The sequence below is a fragment of the Mariniflexile sp. genome, assembly GCF_041583155.1.
Taxonomy (GTDB): Bacteria; Bacteroidota; Bacteroidia; order Flavobacteriales; family Flavobacteriaceae; genus Mariniflexile.
On the sequence record NZ_JBFHGK010000012.1, the window covers coordinates 36,553 to 60,988 of the forward strand.

Consider the following 24,436-nt stretch of genomic DNA (forward strand, 5'->3'; position numbering starts at 1 on the left):
ATTTCAAATAAACAATGATGCCTAAAAACACATACAAAATAGCCGTTATTCAACTAAACTTGAACGACAAACCAGAAAACAATCTAAAAAAATGTATTCAATGGGTAAAAGACGCTGCCAAAAAAGGAGCTGAAGTTATCTCATTACCTGAATTATATAGCAGTCATTATTTCTGCCAAAGTGAAGATGTTGATAATTTCGCTTTCGCCGAACCACTTTACAGCACATCATTTATTGCTTTTAGTGAATTAGCTAAGGAATTAGGAGTGGTTATTATTGTACCATTTTTTGAAAAACGAATGGCAGGGGTTTATCACAACAGTGCCTACATTATTGATACAGATGGTACTGAAGCTGGTTTATACAGAAAAATGCATATTCCGGATGATCCTCACTTTTACGAAAAATTCTATTTCACACCAGGTGATATTGGCTTTAAGTCCTTCCCTACTAAAAAAGGAAATATTGGCACATTAATTTGCTGGGATCAATGGTACCCAGAAGCCGCCAGATTAACAGCCTTACAAGGTGCAGAGGTATTATTTTACCCTACTGCCATTGGTTGGCATCCACAAGAAAAAGCACAATATGGCGAAAACCAACAAGGTGCTTGGATGAATGTTATGCGTGGGCACGCCGTAGCAAATGGAATTTATGTGGCCGCCGCTAACCGTATTGGTTTAGAAAAATACCTTCCAGATACTAATGGTATCGAGTTTTGGGGATCTTCCTTTATTGCTGGTCCACAAGGTGAAATTTTGGCACAAGCTTCGGTAGATCAGGAAGAAATTTTAATCGCCGAAGTCGATTTAAGTTTACAAGAAAATGTTCGTCAGAATTGGCCATTTTTACGCGACAGACGCATAGATAAATATGGTGAAATTACTAAACGCGCAATTGATTAATGAAAGAAGCTAACTGGATATTTCCTGCTGAATGGGAAAAACAACAAGGTATTTTATTATGTTTTCCGCACAACGGTAACGATTGGCCAGGAAAATATGAAGCCGTACAATGGGCGTTTGTAGAATTCATTAAAAAAGTAGCTTCCGTTGAGGAAGTTATATTGGTGGTTGCCAACGATAAACTTAAAACCAAAGTAACGGACATGCTTGAAATGGCTCACGTTAATTTAAATAATGTGTCGTTTATCATTCACAAAACCAACCGCAGTTGGATGCGCGATTCTGGACCAATCATTGTAAAAAATGGTAAGGAAAGAAAAGCTATCAATTTTAATTTTAATGGTTGGGCAAAATACACTAATTTTCAATTAGATAAACATGTACCTAGCAAGGTTGCTAGCTTTTTAAACATTCCGTTAGAGCAAGCCATTTATAACGGAAAACCTTTTATTTTAGAAGGTGGCGCTATTGATGTAAACGGAAAAGGCACTTTGTTAACATCGGAAGAATGTTTACTGCACCCAAACGTACAAGTAAGAAACGCTGGTTTAACTAAAGCAGATTATGAAGCAGCTTTTAAACAGTACCTAGGCGTTACAAACGTAATTTGGTTAGGAAATGGGATTGAAGGTGATGACACCCACGGGCATATTGATGATTTAGCACGTTTTGTAAACGAGGACACGATTATAACCGTAGTTGAATCGGATCCAAAAGATGCCAATTACAAACCATTGCAAGACAATTTAAAACGACTGCAAGCAGCTACTTTAGAAAACGGTGAACAACCAAAGATTATAACCTTGCCAATGCCTAAACGTTTAGATTTTGACGGCATTCGCATTCCAGCGAGTTACGCAAACTTTTTAATATTGAATAAAACAGTTTTAGTACCAACATTTAATGATGCCAACGACGGTGTTGCACTAAATATTATTGCCGAATGTTTTCCTGATAGAGAAATTATAGGTATTGCAGCCACCGATTTTATTTGGGGGTTCGGAACCTTGCACTGTTTGAGTCAGCAAATTCCGGAATAGTACATAATAATTTAGTAAAATAGGATTTCCAGTTAAACTTGAAATCCTATTTTTTTTGTATTCGCTGAAAACTCAATTTATTCCAACTAATTTGTATGCCACATATATTAAAAAACCAGCATTTTGAAATTCAAATTGACTTCCCTTTAGAACATTATACACTTTCCAGATTTGATTGGACAGGTAAAATTTCATCGGTAAAATATAAGGGCATACCAATTTCCAGTGTAGAAAGCAGGGATTCCGAGAATGAAGACCATTTTGGAAAAGGTTTTTACAACGAATTTGGCATTGATAAAGCTTTAGGTTTTGAAGCAGCCGACATTGGCGGTTGGTTTCATAAAATGGGTGTCGGTTTACTAAAAAAAGACAGCGAAACATATAACTTTGCCAAAAGCTACGAGATTAAACCTGCAGAATTTAAAGTAATTACTAAACCTAATAAAGTTATAATTACCTGTACATCTGAAGCTGTTAATGGCTATTCATATGTTTTAAAAAAAGAAATTTCTGTACTAGGAAATCAATTTTCAATTTCCTATGAATTACAAAACACAGGGAGGAACGATATAATTACAGACGAATATGTTCATAATTTCACCTTAATCAATACCGATTTAATAGATCCATCTTACATTTTAAAATTTCCTTTTCAAATATATCCTGAACATTTTGAGGAAACCGTTAACCCAGAAAACAAGGTGCTTATTGGCCAAAACGATTTCAAATTTAAAGGCGAACACCAAACCCCTTTCTTTTTTAGTAATCTTTCTGGAGACAAAACTGTTACTGGTGGCTGGACACTTGTAAACCGTAAGAGCAACCTAGCTATAAGTGAAACAACTAATTTCAAAACAAATAAAGTAAACCTTTGGGGTTGCAATCATGTGGTAAGTCCGGAGTTGTTTATTAATATTAATGTTAAACCTGGAGAAGTTCAGGCATGGACACGGACTTATAAGGTTTTTGATTTGTAAGTAATTCATTTCGAGCCACGAAGTAATATTATCATTATTATCACAAAGTACACTACCCTCTCACAATAAGCAAATTACTTCGTTGTGCCTCCTCGCAATAAAGGAAAAATGTTAATAATTAGGTATAACTAGTTATTGTTTTCTTGGTAGGAAAAATCTAAATTAGTTTTTCACAACAATAAGAAATATTTCTTACTATATTATTTACTTAAAAAATCATTAATGGATAATCAAAGAATAAAACAAACTAAAAAAACTAAATTGACAGACTTCAATTTAGAAGAAATACGTGGTTGGATGATACAAAGAATGAATGATATTGAAACAAAAATAGATTTTATAATTTGTGATTATTTTGAGCCCACAAAAAATAGAGAATTTAAAAAAATAATGCTTAACTCTTCTATAATAACAATTGGTGGAAAAATGAAAATCTTAAGAAACATAAAAACCTTTGATAATAAAATTATTGTCAAAATTGGAGATCTCTCTAGAATCAGAAATGCTTTTGCTCATTTACCCATCGTGGAACATATTTTTGTTTCAGTCTCCCATGATGAAAATGGTGAATTTAAAAGTTCTAAAATTTCTAAAATAACAAGCAATATAGAAGTTATGAATTCAGAAGGAGTATTAAAAACCAAAAACGCTAATATATTAATTTCTGAATTTTCTCAATGGAATAAAGAAATTCGAGAATATTTGCTAAATTTCAATAAAAGCTCTTAAATTCCAATTTAAACAATTTATTTACAGTGAATTACAAGTTGATTACATTAAAAATTAATAATCTATTATCACTTCATATACTTCCCCTTCTTACTACCTTCATACATCACATATTTAACTAAACGTGCTTCAAGCTTCGCGTTAAATAATTGTATTTTTCGTGATGGACGTAAACCTACATGTTTTAAAGCATCTAGGTTACTAGTAATAAACCAAGCTTCGGTACCAGGATAACTTTGTTTCAAGGTGTCACCAATGTTTTTATAAAACTCTTGTAAATCAATATTTAAACGCTCGCCGTATGGTGGATTAAAAACCATGTGCAATTTTTCGTTTCCACCTTTTTGTGTTTTAAAGAAGTCTTCATGTTTAACTTCAATAAAGTCATCTAATTGCGCATTTTTAACGTTTTCTTTAGCTTTGGTTACAGCACTTGGTGCTTTATCGTAACCAATAATTTTATGATGGAAATCGCGGGTTTTAGCCAGTAGCGATTCTTCAATTTTTTCAAATAAATCCACATCCCAATCGTTCCAACGCTCGAAAGCAAATTCTTTGCGCATTAAGTTTGGTGGAATGTTACAAGCAATCATAGCTGCTTCAATAAGCATCGTTCCCGAACCACACATTGGGTCCATAAAATCGGTTTGACCATCCCAACCCGACAGCATAATTAAACCAGCTGCTAACACTTCGTTTATCGGTGCAATGTTAGTTGCTAGTTTATATCCTCTTTTGTGAAGGGAATCTCCCGATGAATCTAACGAAATAGTGCATTGGTGTCTATCAACATGCACATTTATTTTTAAGTCAGGAAACTTTAAATCCACATTCGGACGGTCGCCAACAGTATCTCTAAACTTATCTACAACAGCATCTTTTGTTTTTTGTGCTATATAAAGCGAATTTGTAAATAAATGAGAGTGTATGGTAGCATCAACCGCTATTGTTCCGGTTGGTTTTACATACTGATCCCACGGCATTTTGTAAATGTTATTATACAAATCTTGTTCATTATTTACCGTAAATGTGTGTATTGGTTTTAATATTTTAATAGCGGTGCGTAAACCCAAATTAGCTTTATACATAAACCCTTTATCGCCGACAAATGACACACTACGTACACCCGTTTTTACCTGCTGTGCTCCTAGTTGTGTTAGTTCCTTTGCCAATAACTCTTCAAAACCAAATAAGGTTTTGGCTACCATATTAAAATTTTCTTCCATTTTTTATCTCGAATAGATTGCAAAAATAATGTAATTTTGCGGTTAATTAACTAGCATTTGCTGATTATGGGTTAAGGATTGTAGCGACATCCTTTTTAAAACTGATTTACTAGCACTTTGTTTAGTACGATATTTGGCTGTTTGCCAATTACTTTGTACTGAGAAAGACCTTTTAAAAAGATATAGCGAAAAGCCTGACCCCTTGGGGTAACCCCAGCAATAGAATTAAAAGATTCCTGTGTACGCAGGAAATGTACATGAATAAAGATACTTCAACTTGGTTTACTTCGTGGTTTGACACACCTTTTTACCACATTTTATATAAAGACAGAGATGATACGGAGGCGCAACATTTTATGGATACGCTTACCGGTTATTTAAATATTCCGGAAGGCGGCAAAATTTTAGATTTGGCTTGTGGTAAAGGTCGCCATGCCATTTATCTAAACTCTTTAGGTTTTGATGTTACTGGTGTTGATTTAAGTGAAAACAGCATTAATTTTGCCAAAGAATTTGAAAACGACACTTTGCGATTTGATGTACACGATATGTGCATGCCATACAACAAGCCCTTTGATGCCATTTTTAATTTGTTTACCAGTTTTGGTTATTTTGATAAAGATGAAGACAATTTAAAAACCATAAAAGCCATAAAAGCCGATTTAAATGAGTCTGGTTTTGGTGTAATAGACTTTATGAATAGTGAGTTTGTTATAGCAAATTTGGTACCCGAAGAAGTAAAAACGGTTGATGATATCGATTTTCATTTAAAACGTTATGTTGAAGACGGCTATATTATAAAAGATATTCGTTTTACTTATGATACCAAAGACTATCATTTTCAGGAACGTGTAAGAGCCTTTACTTTAGTCGATTTTGAAGCCCTTTTTGAGGCAGCCGACGTGTATTTATTAGATGTTTTTGGTGACTATAAATTACGTAAGTTTAACCCGCAATTATCGGAACGATTGGTGATGATTTTTAAATAAACTGAATAATTAAATTTTAAGTGCATTTTACATTAAATGAATAAATTTCTTTTTCCATTTCTCGCCGTCGTTTTAGGCTTTATTTTAGCTTCGCTTACTAAAAAACAAAAATCCTGGAACATCAAGCTCCTACTCTCTTTTAGTGGTTCGTTTTTATTAGCCTTAACTCTTTTTGAGCTATTACCCGAAGTATACGAACATGTAGAACCTAAATTAGCCGGATTAATAATAATGTGCGGTATTATGCTGCAATTAATTTTAGAGTTATTTTCTAGAGGTGCAGAACATGGACATGTACACATACATGCACACGAAACCGCATTTCCGTGGTCGTTATTTATAAGTTTATGTATTCATAGTTTTTTGGAAGGCTTTTCTATACACGACCATAATGATATGGTATATGGCATTTTAGTGCACAAAGTACCTATTGCAACCTTAATTACCATGTTTTTATTTCAATCGCATTATAGTAAAAAACAAATTGCAGTGTTTTTATTGGTGTTTGCTTGTATGACCCCACTTGGAACTTTTATAGGAAATACATGGGAAGCAGCCACAACATACTCACAAATTATAAATGCGCTTGTAATTGGTATCTTTTTCCACATTTCTACCACGATTTTATTTGAAAGTGCTGAAGGCCATAAATTTAATTTATCGAAGTTCATTTCAATCATTTTCGGTGTTGCAGTGGCTTATATGATTTAAGAATTTAGTGTTATTAGTTAGGAAAACTACTCTTAACTTTGAAATTCAGTAACTTTATAAACTTTGAAACTCAAAGAATGTTTTCAAAAGAAGAATCTAGATTATTACGACAAGAATTTTGGACAAGTTTCGGAAAATCGTTTCCTCGGAAATGGATTTTGTATGACACGAAATTAAAAGGGTTTTCATTCAAATTTCATTTTGATACAAAAAGCGCGTTGATTGCTTTGGATTTGGAAGATGATTTAGAATTCAGAATTAAATATTGGGAAAAATTAGTCGCTTTAAAATCCATTTTAATAGACGATTTTTTACCTGAAGCCATTTTTGAAGAAGAATACCTGCTTGATAATGAAAAGGAAATTTCAAGAATTTATATTCCTTTAAATGAAAAAGTCTCCATTCACAACAAAAATACTTGGCGTACTGTAATGGAATTCTTTAATGAAAACATGAGTTTATTTGAAGCTTTTTTTGAAGAATATAAGGATGTGATTGAAGATTAATTGAATAACGATTAACAAGTTTTGAATAGTAACGTTAACCAAAAAATTTGAAACAATCTCAAATGCAAACTGCGATTGTAAAATGCGACTAAACTGCTTTCTCCATTAAAAAATCATCCATAAAAAACCCTTCGCCTATAGGAGCTTTCAGAGTACCCGTTTTTGTAAAGCCCATAGCCTCATAAGCATTTATAGCCTTAGTATTATTAATATTAACCGTTAAACGAATGGCTTTTAAGTCGTAGGATTTGGCCTTTTCTTCAATAAATTGCATTGCTTTTTTTCCTATTTTTTTCCCGCGGTAAGTACTTAACACATATATTTTACTCAAAAACAAGGTGTCTTCCTCCTTCTTAATAGCTATATAACTTACAGGAATTGTATCAAACGTAATTAGAAAATATTCAAAACCCGCTTCTACCTGATTTTTAATAGCTTCAACCGACTGAAATTTTTCGAGCATATAATCAATCTGTGGCTTACCAACCATGGGAATATAATATTCCCGCCAAATAATATCGGCTAGCCGGCCTAATTCTTGAAAATGATTTTGAGTTTTTGCTGGGATAATGTCTATCATAATTTTAGTTAATATTCAGAAGATTTCAACCTTTCCAAAATATAAAAATTCAAATTACATAAAAGAAAATCATAAAGAAATGAAAAATAGCACCCGCTAATACAAACAAATGCCAAATAACGTGGTTATACGGAATCTTCTTAATGGCATAAAATATTATACCCACGGTATAAGCTAAACCACCTGCAAACAGCAACAAAATACCATTACTATCTAAGAGTTTAGAAAGGTTAGTAAAATCAAAAACAATGAGCCACCCCATAAGCAGATACAGTAAGGTTGAAAATATTTCGAATCGCCCCGTAAAAAACAATTTTAAAATAACACCAAATGCAGCAATACCCCAAACCACGTAAAACAACAACCAGCCCAAACTATCTTGCAACGTAATCAATAATATGGGAGTGTAAGTTCCTGCTATTAAAAAGTAGATACTGATGTGATCCACAATACGGAAATAATGTTTTTTTACATCATCTTTTACTGAATGATATAAAGTAGAAGCGGTAAACAAAATTATAAAAGAAAAGCCATAAACTATTACACTGAATAAACTCCAGTCCGTTTTATTAGAATTAAAAATAATAAGTGCTATTAATCCCAACACACCAAAAATAGCACCAATGGCATGTGTTATGGCATTTAAACGTTCTTGTAATGGCGTTTGTTTTGCTAACAACTTATTTGTTTTTTTGCTTATCTAACCAAATATCGGTTAAATCTAAAAAATTATATTCTTCGGCAGCCTTTTGTCTTACTAACAAACCGTTTCTAAAACTTCGTTGTAAAATATCCTCAATAAGATAATCTTCATACACCGTTTTCGGGTCGAATGGTTTCTTTAAAGAAATGTCAAACATACCTGCGGTGGTATTATACCAAAAGGCTCGCCAACCGCTACGTAATTCTTTTACCAAACCAAAGGTGGTTTTACCTGTTTGCCTATGAATTAATTTCACTAAAATTTGACCTTCGGTACGAGAAAGTTTTTTTAACTCTTCCGAAAATTCTCCTTCAATATATTTTTGAATCATTTTGGTGTAGCGATTCCTATCACTTTTCTTTTTCATAGATTCCAAACGCGCATTCAAAGAATCTAACCTATCTGCTGCTAATTTGGCGTAAGGATACACTTTTAAGGTTTTTCTTCGTAAAATTAAGTACCTGATTCTGTCTTCTTTACTAGCAAATTTCATATTACCCATTATATAAATGGGGTTTAAGTTTACAATGGTTTGCGGCACCGAATCACCATCAATAAACATATATTCATATTCCGAAGTATCCTCTTCCTTTTCCTTTATTTGTGCAAATAAAAAAACAGGGAAAATTAAAAAAAGATATATAACATAATTCTTCATAAAAATATGGGAGCAAAATTGTATCAAAATTAACAAATTACATCTTCTAAAACATTTTTTTTGTATTTATATTATTAATTTAGTGCAAAACTTTAACACAAAACGATGAAGAGCATTTTAAACAAAAAGTCTATGGACTTTTTAGAGAAATATTTAAATAATGCAGCCCCAACTGGCTATGAATGGACAGGACAAAAACTATGGATGGATTATTTAAAACCCTATGTAGATGAGTTTATTACCGATACCTATGGTACTGCAGTAGGTGTAATTAACCCAGAAGCGAAATACAAAGTTGTAATTGAAGGCCATGCCGATGAAATTTCGTGGTATGTAAATTATATTTCAGACGATGGGTTAATTTATGTAATTAGAAATGGTGGAAGCGACCACCAAATTGCACCAAGTAAAATTGTGAATATCCACACAAAAGAAGGTATTGTAAAGGGTGTTTTTGGATGGCCAGCAATTCACACAAGAGACAAATCGAAAGAAGAGGCTCCAAAACCCGATAATATTTTTATTGATTGCGGATGTAAAACTAAAGCCGATGTAGAGAAATTAGGCGTTCATGTGGGTTGCGTTATTACCTACCCAGACGAATTCCATATTTTAAATGGTGATAAATTTGTTTGTCGTGCCTTAGATAACCGCATGGGTGGTTTTATGATTGCTGAAGTAGCACGTTTATTAAAAGAAAACAATAAAACCTTACCATTTGGATTGTACGTTGTTAATGCCGTACAGGAAGAAATTGGGCTACGTGGTGCCGAAATGATTACACAAACCATCAAACCAAACGTGGCGATTGTAACCGATGTAACCCACGATACCACAACACCAATGATTGAAAAGAAAACTCAAGGTGATTTGGAATTGGGTAAAGGTCCTGTTATTGCATATGCGCCAGCGGTACAACAAAAGCTTCGTGACTTAATTACCGACACAGCCGAAGCTAAAAAAATACCATTTCAGCGCAATGCCTTATCTCGTGCAACTGGTACAGACACAGATGCCTTCGCTTACAGCAATGGTGGTGTGGCATCTGCTTTAATTTCGTTACCGTTACGCTACATGCATACCACAGTAGAAATGGTTCACAGAGAAGATGTTGAAAATGTTATCAAACTTATTTATGAAAGTTTGTTAAACATAAAAGATGGTGAAACATTTAGTTATTTTAAATAAAATCTGAAAATCAACGTCATTGCGAAGGAAACATAACTGAAGCAATCTTATCCTTGTTAAGTACAAAATATACTTTGGAAAAACCTAATGAGATTGCTTCTTTCCTCGCAATAGCGTTTTAAAAACAAATAGAAATTAATTTGGGCGTTACCACAAGGGTCGGGTTTTCCGCTATATCTTTTTTGCTTTTAATGGCAAAAAAGGATGCCGCTTCAACCCCTAACGCACAGGCAACTTCAAACTATAGTAAACACTACGCAACAAATAGTTATGGATGAATATATAGATGTAGTAGATGATACCGGAAAGCCATTAGGTAAATCGGAGTTAAAATCCGTAATTCATCAAAAAGGGTATTACCACCATACCGCTCACGTTTGGTTTTATACTAAAGATGGCCATGTGCTATTATCGCAACGCTCATCAAAAAAAAGTATTTGTCCATTAATGTGGGATGTATCCGTAGCCGGTCATATTGATGCTGGAGAAACAGCCAAACAAGCTACCATAAGGGAAACCAAAGAAGAAATTGGTTTAGATATTTCAGAAACCGATTTACATTGTATTGGTGTTTTTCCTTGTTTTCAATCATACGGTTCAGGCATTGTAGACAATGAATTTCACAACACCTTTATTGCAGAGCTTAAAGTACCTTTAAACACATTAACACCACAAATTGAAGAGGTTGAGGCTTTAAAATTAGTCTCCTTGGATACATTTAAAAGTTTAATTAAAAACATTGGTTCAAACAATCATTTTGTACCATCCAATAAAGCATATTACGAATTGGTTTTACAAAACATAATTGAAACTATAAACTAACACCTCATTTTCTTTGAATGGATTTATTAATATATTCCATAACGCCCATACTAATTGTTATTCTATACATCTATTTTAAGGATAGATACGAGAAAGAGCCAAAGGAACTGTTATTTTATAACTTTTTAATGGGTGCTTTTATAAGCATTCTCATAGCTACCCTATTTTATTACGCTTTTAACCTACTGTTACCTCTTAAAGACGACACGAGTGTTTTACAACAATTTACAAAAGCCTTTTGTGTAGTCGGTTTTACTGAAGAATTTAGCAAATACCTTATCGTTAGGTATTACTCTCAAACCCACAAAGAATTCAATGAACCGTTTGATGGTATTGTATATGCCGTTGTAGTTTCCATGGGTTTTGCAGCAACCGAAAATGTTTTTTACGTATTAGAAGGCGGTTTTTCTACAGCCCTAATGCGTGCCTTTACAGCAATTCCTGCACATGCTACGTTTGGAATATTAATGGGCTATTATATTGGGAAAGCTAAGTTTTCTAATAACAAAGCTCTTTTTAATCTAACTGGGTTATTATTTGCAATTATTTTCCATGGGGCTTATGACTTTTTCTTATTCATAGACTTTATTCCTGGTGTTTGGATTGGTGCTTTTATTTCTCTTTTTATTGGAATTGTTTTGTCTAGAAGAGCTATAAAAAAGCATCAATTAAGTTCTCATTTTAAAGTTTAGATTTTTTTTTAATAAAAAGAAAGGAAATAAAAATATTCCCTTCCAAATTTCAAGACCCAATAATTTGTATATTATAGTAATACCAAAACGCCAAAGGATAAATCTGAAGTACTAAAATTAAAATTAAAGTTATTTAACTTCGATGTTATTCCTTCATCATTTTCACTTTTATCACTGTAGTAACCTATTGATCCTAAATTAGCATTCAAATAAATTTTATTGGTTAAGCTATAAGTCAGTCCTGGTCTAACACCTATAAATATTGAATTCCTATCTGATTCACTTGTAATATTAGTTACGCTGTTAGCATATTTATTTTCACTTTTTTGATATGAATACATGAATTCTCCTTGCACATTAAGCGCAAAATTATTGCTAATAGCAAAATATTTTCTAATGTAAGGAGCTATGCTAAATCCATTACTTTTATACTCTTCATTACTTCCTTCACGTTTAGAATTTAGAATATTAAAACCTGGCATCAAACCTATTACTAAATTACTATCTATTGCATATCCAATATCTGGTTTAATAAAAAATGAAGTTTGATTAGAATCAGAATCATAATCTTCGTTCTGGCTTTCATAATTTTGAGAACTGAAATTAATTAAACCACCAACAATCCATTGGTTTTTTGGTATTTCAAATTTCTCTTCTGAATTTTGAGCAAAAGTAAATGTACTCACTAATAATAATGCAATAATTAAAGGTGTTTTCATAAATATGTTTTTAAGATTAGACTTATGCTAACCAAAATTGCACCAATAATTAATGATTGATGTTAAGTTATCTTAAAGGCTATGTAAATTAATTAATACAAACTTATTATGAATATTTATACAAATAAAAAGCGAACCCAGTAGTTCGCTTTTTATTATAATATAAGATTTGGAATTACTTAAATGTGCAACGCTCTATCTTCCGTGGCAGCTAAAGCCGCTTCTTTAATAGCTTCCGTAAATGTTGGATGCGCATGAGACATTCTAGATACATCTTCAGCGCTTGCTCTAAATTCCATAGCAACAACAGCTTCAGCAATCATATCGGCTGCACGAGCACCAATCATGTGTACACCTAAAATTTCATCTGTTTTCTTATCGGCTAAAATTTTAACAAAACCATCTAAATCCATACTTGCTCTACTTCTACCTAAAGCACGCATCGGGAACGATCCTGTTTTGAATTCTACACCAGCTTCTTTAAGTTGTTCTTCTGTTTTACCTACAGCGGCGACTTCTGGCCATGTGTAAACCACACCCGGAATTAAATTATAATCAATATGTGGTTTTTGTCCAGCTAACGTTTCAGCAACAAAAACGCCTTCTTCTTCCGCTTTGTGCGCTAACATGGCCCCCTTTACAACATCACCAATGGCATAAATATTTTTAGTACTTGTTTGTAAATGATCGTTTACTTCAATTTGACCTCTATCGGTTAATTTCACACCTGCAGCTTCGGCATTTAAGCCATCAGTATACGGACGACGACCAACAGAAACTAAGCAATAATCGCCTTTAAACTCGATTTCATTACCTTTTTTATCGTCTGCTTTTACAATAACTTCATCACCAACACGCTCAACAGATTTTACTTTATGTGATGTATTGATGTTGAATTTTTGTTTTTTCAACACCTTGTTTAATTCTTTAGAAAGTCCAGCATCCATGGTTGGAATGATGCGATCCATAAACTCAATTACCGATACCTCGGCACCCAAGCGTTTGTAAACCTGACCTAGTTCTAAACCAATAACACCACCACCAATTACGATTAAGTGTTTTGGAATTTCTTTAAGTTTTAAAGCTTCGGTTGATGTGATAACACGCTCTTTATCAATATTAATAAAAGGAAGACTTGAAGGTTTACTTCCTGTTGCTATAATGGTGTTTTTTGCCTCAATTTCGGTAGTTTCTTCACCTGTAATTAAAATATGGGTCGCATCCTTAAAGCTTCCTAATCCTTGATAAACATCAATTTTATTTTTCTTCATTAAAAAATCGATACCTCCAGTAGTTTGATCCACCACCGATTGTTTACGGGCTACCATCTTTTCAAGGTTCACTTTAATATCACCAGGTATATCAATTCCATGTTCCTCAAAATGTTTTACAGCATCTTCATAATGATGTGAAGAATCTAAAAGCGCTTTACTTGGTATGCAACCAACATTTAAACACGTGCCTCCAAGTGTATTGTACTTTTCAATAATAGCAGTTTTCATGCCTAATTGTGCGCAACGTATTGCTGCAACATATCCTCCAGGACCCGAGCCTATTATGGCTACATCGTATGAATTCATAGTATATTTTGATGTTTCGTTTATTAAATTATTAAAATCAAAAATACAAATGTTTTATTTGGAAGCCAATAAAAAACAATGCTTTATCAAGTTAATTAGTAATTTAATAATAATGCGTTTTTATTTTTATTAAAATCGAATAAAAATAATAAAACTGGCATTCTATTCAATTTTATTAATTATCTGGTGAGTTAATGCGCTGCAAAACCCATTCAATTTCTGGATCGCCGTTATTAATTATATCTTCAATAGTATGGGCAATTTCCACATCAGGCATAACACCAAAACCATCGGGTGTTTGTTTGTAAGGCGTTTCAATCTGCATTAAACCCATCCTTATTTTAAGTTTTGAATTGGGTAATTGGTGAATTTTATAAATACCCGCAACACACCCATTATAAGCACCTCCCGTTTCCTCTCCTACAAAAACAGCACGATCCGTAGCTTTTAAATGCGTTGATAATAAAGCGGATGCTGAAAAAGATCCACCATTAATTAACACATACAAATTACCTTTATAAGCCAAATTATTAGGTTCTTTTTCTTTAGAAAACCTAAGGTTGTAATAAATTCTATCTTCTCGCTTTTTAGTTTTAATTAAATTATGGATTACAATCATTGGAGACCCTAGTACCGAAGCTATTTTTAAAGATGTTGGTGTAGTATTACTCATTAAAAAATCGAAATAAGGCAACCTGCTGTTCACCTCACTTTCTTTAACCAATTGAAATTTTTCTTTGGCTAAAAATGAATATAAATAAGAAATTTCAGAAATTCTACCACCACCATTATCTCGCAAATCGAGTATGAAGTTTTCTGTTTTTAAAGAGTCTAAAATCGCAAAGCTTTCTTTGTAAAACTTTTTATAATTTCCATTAGTAAACGATTCAATTCTCATGTAAGCCACCCTACTATCTGTCTCTAAAAATTTAAAATTTCGGGTGAATTCATCACCTTTAATTAGGCCGTGTTTTTTATTATATTTCCGTTTGTTACGATTTGCTATTCTATTTGCTTTTTTCTCGGCTTTCGTCAGTTTTGGCTTTTCAACTTTCACCGTTTCTTTTTTAGATACACTATCTTGTTTTTTATTTTTATCAACATATTTAAACATTTTCGTAAAAATAGAATCTTGCTGTTTAAACGTTACTTGTAAACTATCCAAATATCCGTGTTCTTTAAGATGTAATCTAGAAAACACCTTACCAACATACTGATTATGAAGTGTTTTGTTATACCCATCTGAAGCAAAACGTGTTTTATAAGTAGCTACTAAGCTGGAAACTAATTCATTATCAATTTTAATAACTTCGCTACCGATGATGGCGTTATCTTTTTCTTTGGTTTTGGTTACCCATAATTTTTCATTCAAATATTCAAAACCTAAATCTAAAAACTCAAATTTCTTTTTACTTAATTGTTTTCGCTCCTTCTTGTTATAACGCTTTCCGGCCGAACCTACAGACACATGTCCTTGTTTCACATTTGCAACCACAGGCGCTAACTTCTTATAAAACTCACGAGAATTTATAGGTTCCTTTATTGATAATTTTAAACTATCAAACTTAAAATCCAAGATTTCTTTTGGCGTATATTGGTATAAATTAGGGTGGTGCTTTTTTAACTGAAAATAGACATTATCAATATCTGCACGTAGAGCTTCAATTGTATGTAACTTGCTAATTTGTTCATTATATTTTTTAACGCTACTACACGATGATATTAGTACAAAAACCAGTAAAATTTTTATAAATTTCTTCATATAACTACAAAACAGAACAAAAGCTAAATTAGTAGTAATTATAATGCTAAAAGCACTGTTAGTTAATATTTAACTTTTCGCTTAAATCAAATCTATCTTTAAAAATAAATTTATGTAATTTTGTGCGGCATGCAAAAAAAAATCAACATACAAAATAAAAAGGCCCGCTTTCTATACGAAATATTAGATACGTATACTGCTGGTATTGTGTTAACGGGCACCGAAATAAAGTCTATTAGAAATAGCAAGGCATCCATTGCGGAAAGCTTTTGTGAATTTAATGCAAAAGGCGAACTTTTTGTAATAAATGCAACTATTGAAGAATATGCTTTTGGGAATTATTACAACCACCGTCCAAAAGCGGAACGAAAATTGCTGTTAAACCGAAAAGAATTAAAAAAGTTACATAAAGAAGTACAAAGTTCGGGACTTACAATAATCCCGTTGCGTTTATTTATTAACGAAAAAGGTTTTGCTAAATTAGATATTGCTTTGGCAAAAGGTAAAAAGTTATACGACAAACGCGAGACTATAAAAGACCGCGACAACAAACGTGATTTAGACCGAATAAAGAAAAACTTCAAATAAAATTTAAATTTTTATAATGAAAAAAGTCCTCTTAGTTATTCTAATATCTTTTACTTTTTTAAACGTTCAAGCCCAAAATAAGGGTAAAGACAATAGTAAAAGCAAAGAAAATAATAAATCTGTAGCTAAAGATTATTCGGAAAACGTATTAACCATTGATAGTACTATCAATTCATTATACAAAGTAATTTCAGGTGAAAAAGGACAAAAAAGAGATTGGACACTTTTTAAATACCTATTTCATGAAGATGCCAAATTGATTACTTCTGGTAAGAATGATGAACGCAAGTTCCAAATTCGCTATATGAAACCGGACGATTACATGAAAAGTTCTAGTAAATGGATGACAGACGCTGGCTTTATTGAAAAAGAAGTTCATAGAACGGTTGATGCTTACGGAAACATTGCTCATGTATTCAGCACCTTTGAATCGTTTAATAGCAAAAATGATGAAGAACCATTTATGCGTGGCATTAACAGTATTCAACTATTAAACGATGGTACGCGCTGGTGGATTATGAATGTTTTTTGGGATAACGAAACACGATGGAATCCTATTCCTAGAAATTATTTACCAAAAACAAAGAGTTAGTTGTCTGCTGTTTGTTGTTTAAATCTCTTGAACAACTCCACAACCAACAATTAATTTAATTTTTATCCTCTAATAAAGGTACAAACCTGAACTCACCAAATTCGTGTTGTTCGAATTCTTTAGGGCCTTTTCTAATAAAAAGCGTCATAATTTGCACATCATCTCCAACAGGAATTACTAACCTACCACCTACTTTTAGCTGACTTAATAAAGGCTTGGGTACAAAAGGTGCACCTGCAGTTACAATAATACCATCAAAAGGAGCTTCTTCTTCCATTCCTTTGTAGCCGTCACCAAAAACAAGTTTTTTAGCACGGTAACCTAATTTAGGTAAAAAGACACTTGTTTTTTTAAACAACTCTTGTTGGCGCTCAATACTGTACACCTTTGCACCTAGTTCACATAAAACAGCGGTTTGGTAACCACTACCTGTGCCTATTTCAAGAATTTTATCTCCTTTTTTAACTTTTAGTAATTCTGTTTGAAAGGCTACTGTATAGGGTTGGGATATGGTTTGATCTGCCGCAATAGGAAATGCCATATCCTTATAGGCATAATCCAAGAAGCTAGAGTCCATAAAAAAATGTCTAGGAATGTTCCCTATAGCCTTTAAAACAGCTTCATCGGCTATTCCTTTGGCTTTAATCACATTTACTAATTGTTGTCTTAGGCCCTTGTGTTTAAACGTGTCTTTCAATGTTGGTATATTTGAAAAGCGAAAATAAATCAAACAAAATGAAGTTCAAAGTATATATTTTAAAGTTTTAATCTATTTTCTATTTCCTAGTAGACCTTTTCTGAAACTAAAATCTTATTTTTGTTGAAAACCTTATACTATTATGCTAAAAGCTGGTGTACTGGGTGCTGGTCACCTTGGAAAAATTCATTTAAAACTTTTGAAGCAATCTGATAAATATGACCTTATTGGGTTTTATGATGCCGATGAATCAAATGGTAAAAAAGTAGAAGCCGAGTTTGGCTATAAATTTTTCAACTCTATTGATACGCTGATTGATGCCGTTGATATGGTTGATATTGTTACGCCTACTTTATCGCACTACGAATGTGCAAAAAAAGCCATTTCTAAAGGAAAACATATTTTTATTGAAAAACCAATTACCAATACGGTTGAAGAAGCTGAACATATAAGAGCGTTATTATCTGAACACAATTTAAGAGGTCAAGTAGGCCATGTTGAACGATTTAATCCTGCATTTTTAGCAGTAAAAGACGATATTAAATCGCCAATGTTTATTGAATCTCATAGACTTGCTGAATTTAACCCACGTGGAACCGATGTTCCTGTGGTATTAGATTTAATGATTCATGATATCGATATTATACTGAGTGTGGTAAAATCGAAAGTAAAACATATCAGTGCTAGTGGTGTAGCTGTAATAAGCAATTCTCCTGATATTGCAAATGCACGAATTGAGTTTGAAAATGGTTGTGTTGCCAACTTAACCGCCAGCAGAATTTCACTTAAAAAAATGCGTAAAGCACGCTTCTTCCAAAAAGATGCTTACATCTCTGTCGATTTTTTAGATAAGAAATGTGAAGTAGTAAAAATGAAGGATGCTCCAGAAGATCCAGGAGATTTTGATATGGTATTACAAAATGCAGAAGGTGTTAAAAAACAAATCTATTTTGACAATCCGGATGTAGCAAACAACAATTCTATTTTAGATGAATTGAATGCCTTTGCTGATGCCATAAATAATAATGAATCACCAATTGTAACACTTCATGACGGCACTGAGGCTCTGCGTGTTGCAACTCAAATAATTAACAGTTTTTAAGTAAAAAAGCCATATAGTACCAAGCAATCTTTTTATCAATTAACAGATTACTTCACTTGGCATTTAATATTGAGTATAATAATATTCTAGTTCCATGAAAAACGTTGCAGTTATTGGCGCAGGCACTATGGGAAATGGCATTGCACATTCCTTTGCCCAAAACGGTTTTAAAGTTAACCTTATTGACATTAGCAAAGAAGCTCTTGAAAAAGGGGTAGCAACCATTGCTAAAAATCTGGAAAGAATGCTTTCCAAAGAAGCCATAACCGAAGCTGAAAAAGTAAATACACTAAAAAATATTTCAACGTTTACAACCATAATAGAAGGTGTTAAACATGTTGATTTAGTAGTGGAAGCCGCCACCGAAAACACTGATTTAAAACTTAAAATTTTCAAACAATTAGATGAAGCGTGTGCTGAAAACACCATTTTAGCAACCAACACATCTTCAATTTCCATTACGCAAATAGCAAGTGTTACCAAAAGACCGGAGAAAGTAATTGGAATGCATTTTATGAATCCAGTGCCTATTATGCAATTGGTTGAGATTATTAGAGGTTATAACACCAGTGATGCCATTACAAAGACCATCATGGAACTTTCTAAAACACTAGGTAAAACACCTGTGGAAGTTAACGACTATCCTGGATTTGTAGCTAACCGTATATTAATGCCCATGATTAATGAATCTATTGAAACATTATATAATGGTGTTGCAGGGGTAAATGAGATTGACACTGTAATGAAATTAGGAATGGCGCACCCAATGGGTCCATTACAACTAGCCGATTTTATAGGTTTAGATGTGTGTTTATCTATATTAAATGTAATGTATGACGGATTTAAAAACCCAAAGTACGCAGCCTGTCCCCTACTAGTTAATATGGTTCGCGCCGGAAAATTAGGTATAAAATCTGGTGAAGGATTTTATGATTATTCTGAAAGTAGAAAAGCGGAAAAAGTGTCTTCTCAATTTATTAAATAAGTTCAATCGTTTAGGTATTTTGTCATTTAGTTGTTATTCTACTATTCCACTAAATAATGAAATAGTGTGCTGTTTGCTATGGAAACAATAAGCAATAGGTTACCAACAACTAAACAAAAAATAACAAAATGTACATACAAGAAAATCTAAATCAAATAAAATCTACTTTACCGAACCACGTTACTTTAGTAGCTGTTTCCAAAACAAAACCTATTAACGATTTAATGGAAGCTTATAATGCCGGACAACGCATTTTTGGAGAGAACAAAATTCAGGAAATGGTTGATAAGTTTGAGGCTATGCCAAAAGATATTGAATGGCATATGATTGGGCATGTTCAAAGTAACAAAGTAAAATATATGGCATCATTTGTGAGCTTAATACATGGTGTTGATAATTTTAAATTGTTAGAAGAAATAAACAAACAAGCAAAAAAACATAATCGGGTTATTAATTGTTTGCTTCAAATAAAAATTGCATCTGAAGATTCTAAATTCGGAATGACACCAGAAGAAGCTTCAAAAATCATTCAATCGGAAGCTATGGCAGGGCTAAAAAACATTAAAATAGTTGGAGTAATGGGTATGGCAACCTTCACCGAAAATGAAAACCAAATAAAAGAAGAATTTACTTTATTAAAATCCGTATTTGATAGCCTAAAATCATCAGAAACTTTTAACTTTAAACCTGAAACTATAAGCATGGGAATGAGTGGTGACTACCAATTAGCAATTAATTGTGGTAGCAACATGATTCGTGTAGGAAGTAGTATATTTGGTGAACGGAATTATAATTAAAATTGTTAAGTGGGTTGTCGTGGAATTATTGAGTTCATCAACATAATCACAATGGCTAAACCACAAACATCTAAACAACAAACAACTTATTTACGCAATATTAGACATAGAAACCACTGGCGGAAAGTATAATGAAGAAGGTATCACAGAAATTGCCATCTATAAATTTGATGGTCATAAAGTAGTTGATCAATTTATCAGCCTTATTAATCCTGAACGAGATATACAGCCTTTTGTAGTGAATTTAACAGGTATTAATAACAACATGCTTCGCAATGCCCCAAAGTTTTATGAAGTAGCCAAACGAATTGTTGAAATTACCGAAGATTGTATTTTAGTGGCCCACAACGCACAATTTGATTACCGAATTTTAAGTACCGAATTCCGTCGCTTGGGATTTGAGTTTATTCGCCCGTCGCTATGCACCGTCGAACTGTCTAAAGATTTAATTCCGGGGCAAGAATCCTACAGTTTAGGAAAATTAGTCCGATCACTTGGTATTCCTGTAACAGACCGGCATCGAGCATCAGGTGATGCCATCGCTACGGTTAAATTGTTTCAAATGCTATTGGATAAAGACACTACAAAAAGCATCATTCAACAGTCCATTCGTTTAAACCCTAAACTACAATTAGAACCAAGACATTTAGATATTCTTGAAGAATTACCTTCAACAACCGGTGTTTACTATATTCATAAAGCAAACGGCGACATTATTTATATTGGCAAAAGCAACAATATTAAAAAACGAGTTAATCAACATTTCACGAACACCAATCAAAAATCAAAAAAAATACAATCACAAGTTACCGCAGTAACCTATGAAACAACAGGTAGTGAATTGGTTGCATTACTAAAAGAAAGTGAAGAAATAAAACGTGTTAAACCTATTTTCAATAGAGCTTTACGCCGCACCGTTTTCACACATGCTTTATATAGTTTTGTGGACGATAAAGGTTATATTAACTTAAAAATTGATGTTGCCGATTTACGTAAAAACCCAATAACCACTTTTACAAACCGAGAAAGCGGAAAAAGTTTTTTAAATAAAGTAGTTGAAGAATACAATTTGTGCCAAAAACTAGTAGGTTTATATAAAACTAAAACCAGTTGTTTTAATTATGATGTAAAAGCTTGCCAGGGAGCTTGCATTGAAAAAGAACCAACCGAAACTTACAATGCCAGGGTTGAAGCCCTAATCCAAAAAAATAGTTATCGAAACAAAAACATGGTAATTATTGATAGAGGTCGCGATATCGACGAGCGCAGCGCTATTCTAATAGAAAATGGCGTTTTCAAAGGTTTGGGATTTTACAATTTAAATTATCAAATAACGAATATTCAGGTTTTAGAATCTATCATAACTCCTATGCAGAACAATAGAGATACGCAACATATTATTCAAAGTTATTTAAGAAAAAATAATCGCTTAAAAGTAATTACCTTTAATTAAAAATAATAAACATCATAATCTTTCTTTACTTTTGAAACTTATGAGTGATCAACTAAATTCAAAGTGGAAAATTAAACTTCATGAAGTTATATACGGCACGCATACCCGTGCCGGAAAAGTTTTCGACATTACGTTATTAATTGCTATTATTTACAGTATTGTAATTGTGATGCTGGAAAGTGTGGAATCTTTTGACAGCAAATATCATAGCTATTTTAACATATCTGAATGGGTTATAACTATTTTGTTTTCAATCGAATATATATTAAGAATCATTTGTGTAAACCAACCTAAAAAATATATTTTTAGTTTTTATGGTATTGTTGATCTACTTTCAACACTTCCTAAATACATTTCATTTTTCATATTAGATACTCAATTCTTATCTGTGTTCAGAGCCTTGAGACTATTAAGAGTTTTTAGAATTTTAAAACTGATTCGATTTGTTGGTGAATCCAATAAACTTATTAGAGCCATAAAAAACAGTCGCTCGAAAATATTCATTTTTATATTTTTTGTTTTTATAATTTCCATCATATTAGGTACTGTTATGTATCTAATTGAAGGCCCAGAAAATGGTTTTAAAAGTATTCCACAAAGCATTTATTGGTGTATTGTAACCCTAACCACGGTTGGTTTTGGAGATATTACTCCACAAACAGCCCTTGGTCAGGTTTTGGCTACTATAATAATGATTATTGGTTACGGCATCATTGCGGTACCTACAGGTATAGTTTCAGCGGAATATACCGCTGCAACAAAAGATAAAACGTCTAACTTAAAAAACAGTTCTTGTCAAAATTGCGGAGCAGATATTATCCTTAGTGATGCTTCGTATTGCAGAAAATGTGGAAATAAATTAACAAATGCCTAAATTTCTAATTTCAATAATTGGCCCTACAGCTATTGGAAAAACAGCGTTAAGCATAAAGCTTGCAAACTATTTTAATACAGAAATAATTTCGGCAGATTCTAGGCAGTTTTTTAAAGAAATGCAAATTGGCACCGCGGCACCTTCAAAAGAAGAATTAGCAGCAGCAAAACATCATTTTATTCACCATAAAACTATTCAAGAAAACTATAATGTGGGCGCATTTGAAAAAGATGCTTTGCTTACTTTAAACAAACTATTTGAAGAACATGAAACTGTTGTTATGGTTGGAGGATCTGGATTATATATAGACGCCGTTACGAAAGGATTAGACGATTTTCCTGAAGTGGATCCCGATATTCGAGTTACCTTAAATAACAAATTAGATACTGAAGGACTTCACTTCCTGCAAGAACAATTAAAACGTTTAGATGAAGTTAGCTACAATACCATTGCAATTGATAATCCGCATCGAGTAATACGTGCATTAGAAATTTGCGTAGGTACAGGAAAACCCTATTCCTCCTACCTTAACAAAAAAAGTAACATACGCCCTTTTAAAGTTATTTCTGTTGGACTAACAGCTGAAAGGGAAACCATATATAGCAGAATAAACCAACGTGTTGACATCATGATTAATGATGGGTTATTGGATGAAGTAAAAAATCTGTTACCTTATAAAAACTTGAATGCTTTAAATACTGTAGGATACAAAGAATTATTCAATTATTTGGAGGGGGAATGGACTCTGGATTTTGCTGTTTCCGAAATAAAAAAGAATTCTAGACGTTTTGCAAAAAGACAACTTACCTGGTTTAAACGAAACCAAGACACCTTATGGTTTGATTATTTAGAAAATACAGACACCATAATTAAAGCATTAGAAACACAAAAAAATATTTTAGCAAACAATTAAAACATTTCGATATAATTCTACGTTTGCCTATTAGTAATTATTACTTTTAAAGTATATTTATATCCAAAATAAAAAATTATGAATACCTTCTTAAAGCGTCTTTTACTAATCTTTTTCATAGTAGCTCTTGGCCTATTTTCATATGCTATTTTTGTTGAAAACATATTTGAAAAACGCCTAAGTCCAAAAGACACCGTAGAATTTAAACTTAATGATTTAAAACTTAAAGTTTTTTATAATAGACCTTCTAAAAAAGACCGTGCTATTTTTGGAGCCTTAGTGCCTTTTGATCAGGTTTGGAGAACAGGTGCGAATGAAGCAACAACTTTTGAAACTAACCAGCCCTTAAATATCCAAAACATGACCCTGCCTGCTGGAAAATATACACTTTGGACGGTTCCAAGAGATTCTACATGGACTGTTATTTTTAACTCTAAGCAATATTCATGGGGGGTTAACTCCGAAATGAAACCGATGTGGGACCCTAATTATGACGTATTAAACGTAGTAGTACCAGTTAAAAAATTAGACTCAACAGTGGAACAATTTACCATTGCTTTTGATAATTCTACAGATAGCCTTTCTTTAACTATGGCTTGGGATGATGTGAAAGTTGCAGTGCCTTTAAGATAATTCTTAACAAAATTT

General features: G+C 32.8%; 27 protein-coding genes. 19 read left to right on the plus strand and 8 right to left on the minus strand.

All coding sequences use genetic code 11. From position 1 onward, the window contains the following. Nucleotides 1-17: 17 nt before the first annotated feature. From ABYI63_RS06325 to ABYI63_RS06340, 4 genes are all read left to right on the plus strand, one after another. Nucleotides 18-905 (plus strand): carbon-nitrogen hydrolase, encoded by an 888-nt coding sequence (locus tag ABYI63_RS06325; RefSeq protein WP_372754600.1) that lies wholly within the window; start codon nt 18-20, stop codon nt 903-905. Then, the gene (locus ABYI63_RS06330) at nt 905-1,945 is read left to right on the plus strand and encodes an agmatine/peptidylarginine deiminase (protein ID WP_372754602.1); all 1,041 of its coding nucleotides are present in this window, start codon (nt 905-907) and stop codon (nt 1,943-1,945) included. The genes ABYI63_RS06325 and ABYI63_RS06330 overlap by 1 nt, the downstream gene beginning before the upstream one ends. Nucleotides 1,946-2,040: 95 nt before the next feature. Then, a complete protein-coding gene (locus tag ABYI63_RS06335) occupies nt 2,041-2,922 on the plus strand; it encodes a hypothetical protein (RefSeq protein WP_372754604.1) in 882 nt (293 codons plus the stop codon). A 222-nt stretch (nt 2,923-3,144) separates the two neighbouring features. Continuing rightward, complete coding sequence (locus tag ABYI63_RS06340) at nt 3,145-3,651, plus strand: hypothetical protein (RefSeq protein ID WP_372754606.1); 507 nt, start codon at nt 3,145-3,147, stop codon at nt 3,649-3,651. 68 nt (nt 3,652-3,719) lie between these two features. Here ABYI63_RS06340 and ABYI63_RS06345 read toward each other — a convergent pair whose 3' ends face one another. After that, nucleotides 3,720-4,877, minus strand: coding sequence for a class I SAM-dependent RNA methyltransferase (locus tag ABYI63_RS06345; protein WP_372754608.1), 1,158 nt, complete (start codon nt 4,875-4,877; stop codon nt 3,720-3,722). A 257-nt stretch (nt 4,878-5,134) separates the two neighbouring features. On the opposite strand from ABYI63_RS06345, the gene ABYI63_RS06350 reads away from it, so the two are divergent. The 3 genes from ABYI63_RS06350 (at nt 5,135) to ABYI63_RS06360 (ending at nt 7,083) form a co-directional block, all read left to right on the plus strand. Then, nucleotides 5,135-5,866 (plus strand): class I SAM-dependent methyltransferase, encoded by a 732-nt coding sequence (locus ABYI63_RS06350; RefSeq protein WP_372754610.1) that lies wholly within the window; start codon nt 5,135-5,137, stop codon nt 5,864-5,866. A gap of 36 nt (nt 5,867-5,902) precedes the next feature. Further along, complete coding sequence (locus ABYI63_RS06355; RefSeq protein ID WP_372754612.1) at nt 5,903-6,577, plus strand: ZIP family metal transporter; 675 nt, start codon at nt 5,903-5,905, stop codon at nt 6,575-6,577. 77 nt (nt 6,578-6,654) lie between these two features. Next, the gene (locus ABYI63_RS06360) at nt 6,655-7,083 is read left to right on the plus strand and encodes a DUF4268 domain-containing protein (RefSeq protein ID WP_372754614.1); all 429 of its coding nucleotides are present in this window, start codon (nt 6,655-6,657) and stop codon (nt 7,081-7,083) included. Between the two features lie 88 nt (nt 7,084-7,171). Here ABYI63_RS06360 and ABYI63_RS06365 read toward each other — a convergent pair whose 3' ends face one another. Genes ABYI63_RS06365 through ABYI63_RS06375 form a run of 3 tightly spaced genes read right to left on the minus strand, consistent with a single transcriptional unit; the run spans nt 7,172 to nt 9,024 of the window. Further along, complete coding sequence (locus tag ABYI63_RS06365) at nt 7,172-7,663, minus strand: GNAT family N-acetyltransferase (protein WP_372754616.1); 492 nt, start codon at nt 7,661-7,663, stop codon at nt 7,172-7,174. Between the two features lie 49 nt (nt 7,664-7,712). Beyond that, the gene (locus ABYI63_RS06370) at nt 7,713-8,342 is read right to left on the minus strand and encodes a hemolysin III family protein (RefSeq protein WP_372754618.1); all 630 of its coding nucleotides are present in this window, start codon (nt 8,340-8,342) and stop codon (nt 7,713-7,715) included. 1 nt (nt 8,343) lies between these two features. Next, on the minus strand, nt 8,344-9,024 hold the full coding sequence (locus tag ABYI63_RS06375) for a DUF4294 domain-containing protein (protein WP_372754620.1): 681 nt from the start codon (nt 9,022-9,024) through the stop codon (nt 8,344-8,346). A 105-nt stretch (nt 9,025-9,129) separates the two neighbouring features. On the opposite strand from ABYI63_RS06375, the gene ABYI63_RS06380 reads away from it, so the two are divergent. The 3 genes from ABYI63_RS06380 to ABYI63_RS06390 all read left to right on the plus strand — a co-directional run bounded on the left by ABYI63_RS06380 (nt 9,130) and on the right by ABYI63_RS06390 (nt 11,726). Then, nucleotides 9,130-10,212, plus strand: coding sequence for a M42 family metallopeptidase (locus ABYI63_RS06380; protein ID WP_372754622.1), 1,083 nt, complete (start codon nt 9,130-9,132; stop codon nt 10,210-10,212). Nucleotides 10,213-10,482: 270 nt separating this feature from the next. Then, nucleotides 10,483-11,034: an NUDIX domain-containing protein gene (locus ABYI63_RS06385; protein WP_372754624.1), complete on the plus strand. Its 552-nt coding sequence runs from the start codon at nt 10,483-10,485 to the stop codon at nt 11,032-11,034. A 17-nt stretch (nt 11,035-11,051) separates the two neighbouring features. Continuing rightward, nucleotides 11,052-11,726, plus strand: coding sequence for a PrsW family intramembrane metalloprotease (locus ABYI63_RS06390; RefSeq protein ID WP_372754626.1), 675 nt, complete (start codon nt 11,052-11,054; stop codon nt 11,724-11,726). A gap of 71 nt (nt 11,727-11,797) precedes the next feature. On the opposite strand, the gene ABYI63_RS06395 is transcribed toward ABYI63_RS06390, so the two are convergent. From ABYI63_RS06395 to ABYI63_RS06405, 3 genes are all read right to left on the minus strand, one after another. Continuing rightward, nucleotides 11,798-12,445: an outer membrane beta-barrel protein gene (locus ABYI63_RS06395; RefSeq protein ID WP_372754628.1), complete on the minus strand. Its 648-nt coding sequence runs from the start codon at nt 12,443-12,445 to the stop codon at nt 11,798-11,800. Nucleotides 12,446-12,624: 179 nt separating this feature from the next. Further along, on the minus strand, nt 12,625-14,025 hold the full coding sequence (gene lpdA, locus ABYI63_RS06400) for a dihydrolipoyl dehydrogenase (protein ID WP_372754630.1): 1,401 nt from the start codon (nt 14,023-14,025) through the stop codon (nt 12,625-12,627). A 175-nt stretch (nt 14,026-14,200) separates the two neighbouring features. Further along, nucleotides 14,201-15,787, minus strand: coding sequence for a S41 family peptidase (locus tag ABYI63_RS06405; protein WP_372754632.1), 1,587 nt, complete (start codon nt 15,785-15,787; stop codon nt 14,201-14,203). A gap of 129 nt (nt 15,788-15,916) precedes the next feature. On the opposite strand from ABYI63_RS06405, the gene smpB reads away from it, so the two are divergent. Further along, nucleotides 15,917-16,375, plus strand: coding sequence for an SsrA-binding protein SmpB (gene smpB, locus ABYI63_RS06410; RefSeq protein WP_372754634.1), 459 nt, complete (start codon nt 15,917-15,919; stop codon nt 16,373-16,375). Nucleotides 16,376-16,391: 16 nt separating this feature from the next. Further along, complete coding sequence (locus ABYI63_RS06415) at nt 16,392-16,967, plus strand: hypothetical protein (protein WP_372754636.1); 576 nt, start codon at nt 16,392-16,394, stop codon at nt 16,965-16,967. A 55-nt stretch (nt 16,968-17,022) separates the two neighbouring features. On the opposite strand, the gene ABYI63_RS06420 is transcribed toward ABYI63_RS06415, so the two are convergent. Continuing rightward, nucleotides 17,023-17,664 (minus strand): protein-L-isoaspartate(D-aspartate) O-methyltransferase, encoded by a 642-nt coding sequence (locus ABYI63_RS06420; protein ID WP_372754638.1) that lies wholly within the window; start codon nt 17,662-17,664, stop codon nt 17,023-17,025. A 142-nt stretch (nt 17,665-17,806) separates the two neighbouring features. Between ABYI63_RS06420 and ABYI63_RS06425 the strand changes: the two genes are divergently transcribed. From ABYI63_RS06425 to ABYI63_RS06455, 7 genes are all read left to right on the plus strand, one after another. Continuing rightward, nucleotides 17,807-18,766 carry a Gfo/Idh/MocA family protein gene (locus ABYI63_RS06425; protein WP_372754640.1) on the plus strand — a complete coding sequence of 320 codons (960 nt, stop codon included), beginning with the start codon at nt 17,807-17,809 and terminating at the stop codon, nt 18,764-18,766. Nucleotides 18,767-18,860: 94 nt separating this feature from the next. Beyond that, nucleotides 18,861-19,751, plus strand: a complete 891-nt coding sequence (locus tag ABYI63_RS06430; RefSeq protein WP_372754642.1) for a 3-hydroxyacyl-CoA dehydrogenase family protein — start codon at nt 18,861-18,863, stop codon at nt 19,749-19,751. Nucleotides 19,752-19,879: 128 nt separating this feature from the next. Next, nucleotides 19,880-20,548: a YggS family pyridoxal phosphate-dependent enzyme gene (locus ABYI63_RS06435; protein WP_372754644.1), complete on the plus strand. Its 669-nt coding sequence runs from the start codon at nt 19,880-19,882 to the stop codon at nt 20,546-20,548. Between the two features lie 88 nt (nt 20,549-20,636). Then, nucleotides 20,637-22,001: an exonuclease domain-containing protein gene (locus ABYI63_RS06440; RefSeq protein WP_372754700.1), complete on the plus strand. Its 1,365-nt coding sequence runs from the start codon at nt 20,637-20,639 to the stop codon at nt 21,999-22,001. A gap of 40 nt (nt 22,002-22,041) precedes the next feature. Then, nucleotides 22,042-22,875 carry an ion transporter gene (locus ABYI63_RS06445; protein ID WP_372754646.1) on the plus strand — a complete coding sequence of 278 codons (834 nt, stop codon included), beginning with the start codon at nt 22,042-22,044 and terminating at the stop codon, nt 22,873-22,875. Further along, the gene (miaA, locus tag ABYI63_RS06450) at nt 22,868-23,788 is read left to right on the plus strand and encodes a tRNA (adenosine(37)-N6)-dimethylallyltransferase MiaA (protein WP_372754648.1); all 921 of its coding nucleotides are present in this window, start codon (nt 22,868-22,870) and stop codon (nt 23,786-23,788) included. Before ABYI63_RS06445 ends, miaA begins: the two co-directional genes overlap by 8 nt. A gap of 78 nt (nt 23,789-23,866) precedes the next feature. Next, nucleotides 23,867-24,421: a DUF2911 domain-containing protein gene (locus tag ABYI63_RS06455; RefSeq protein WP_372754650.1), complete on the plus strand. Its 555-nt coding sequence runs from the start codon at nt 23,867-23,869 to the stop codon at nt 24,419-24,421. Nucleotides 24,422-24,436: the final 15 nt, after the last annotated feature.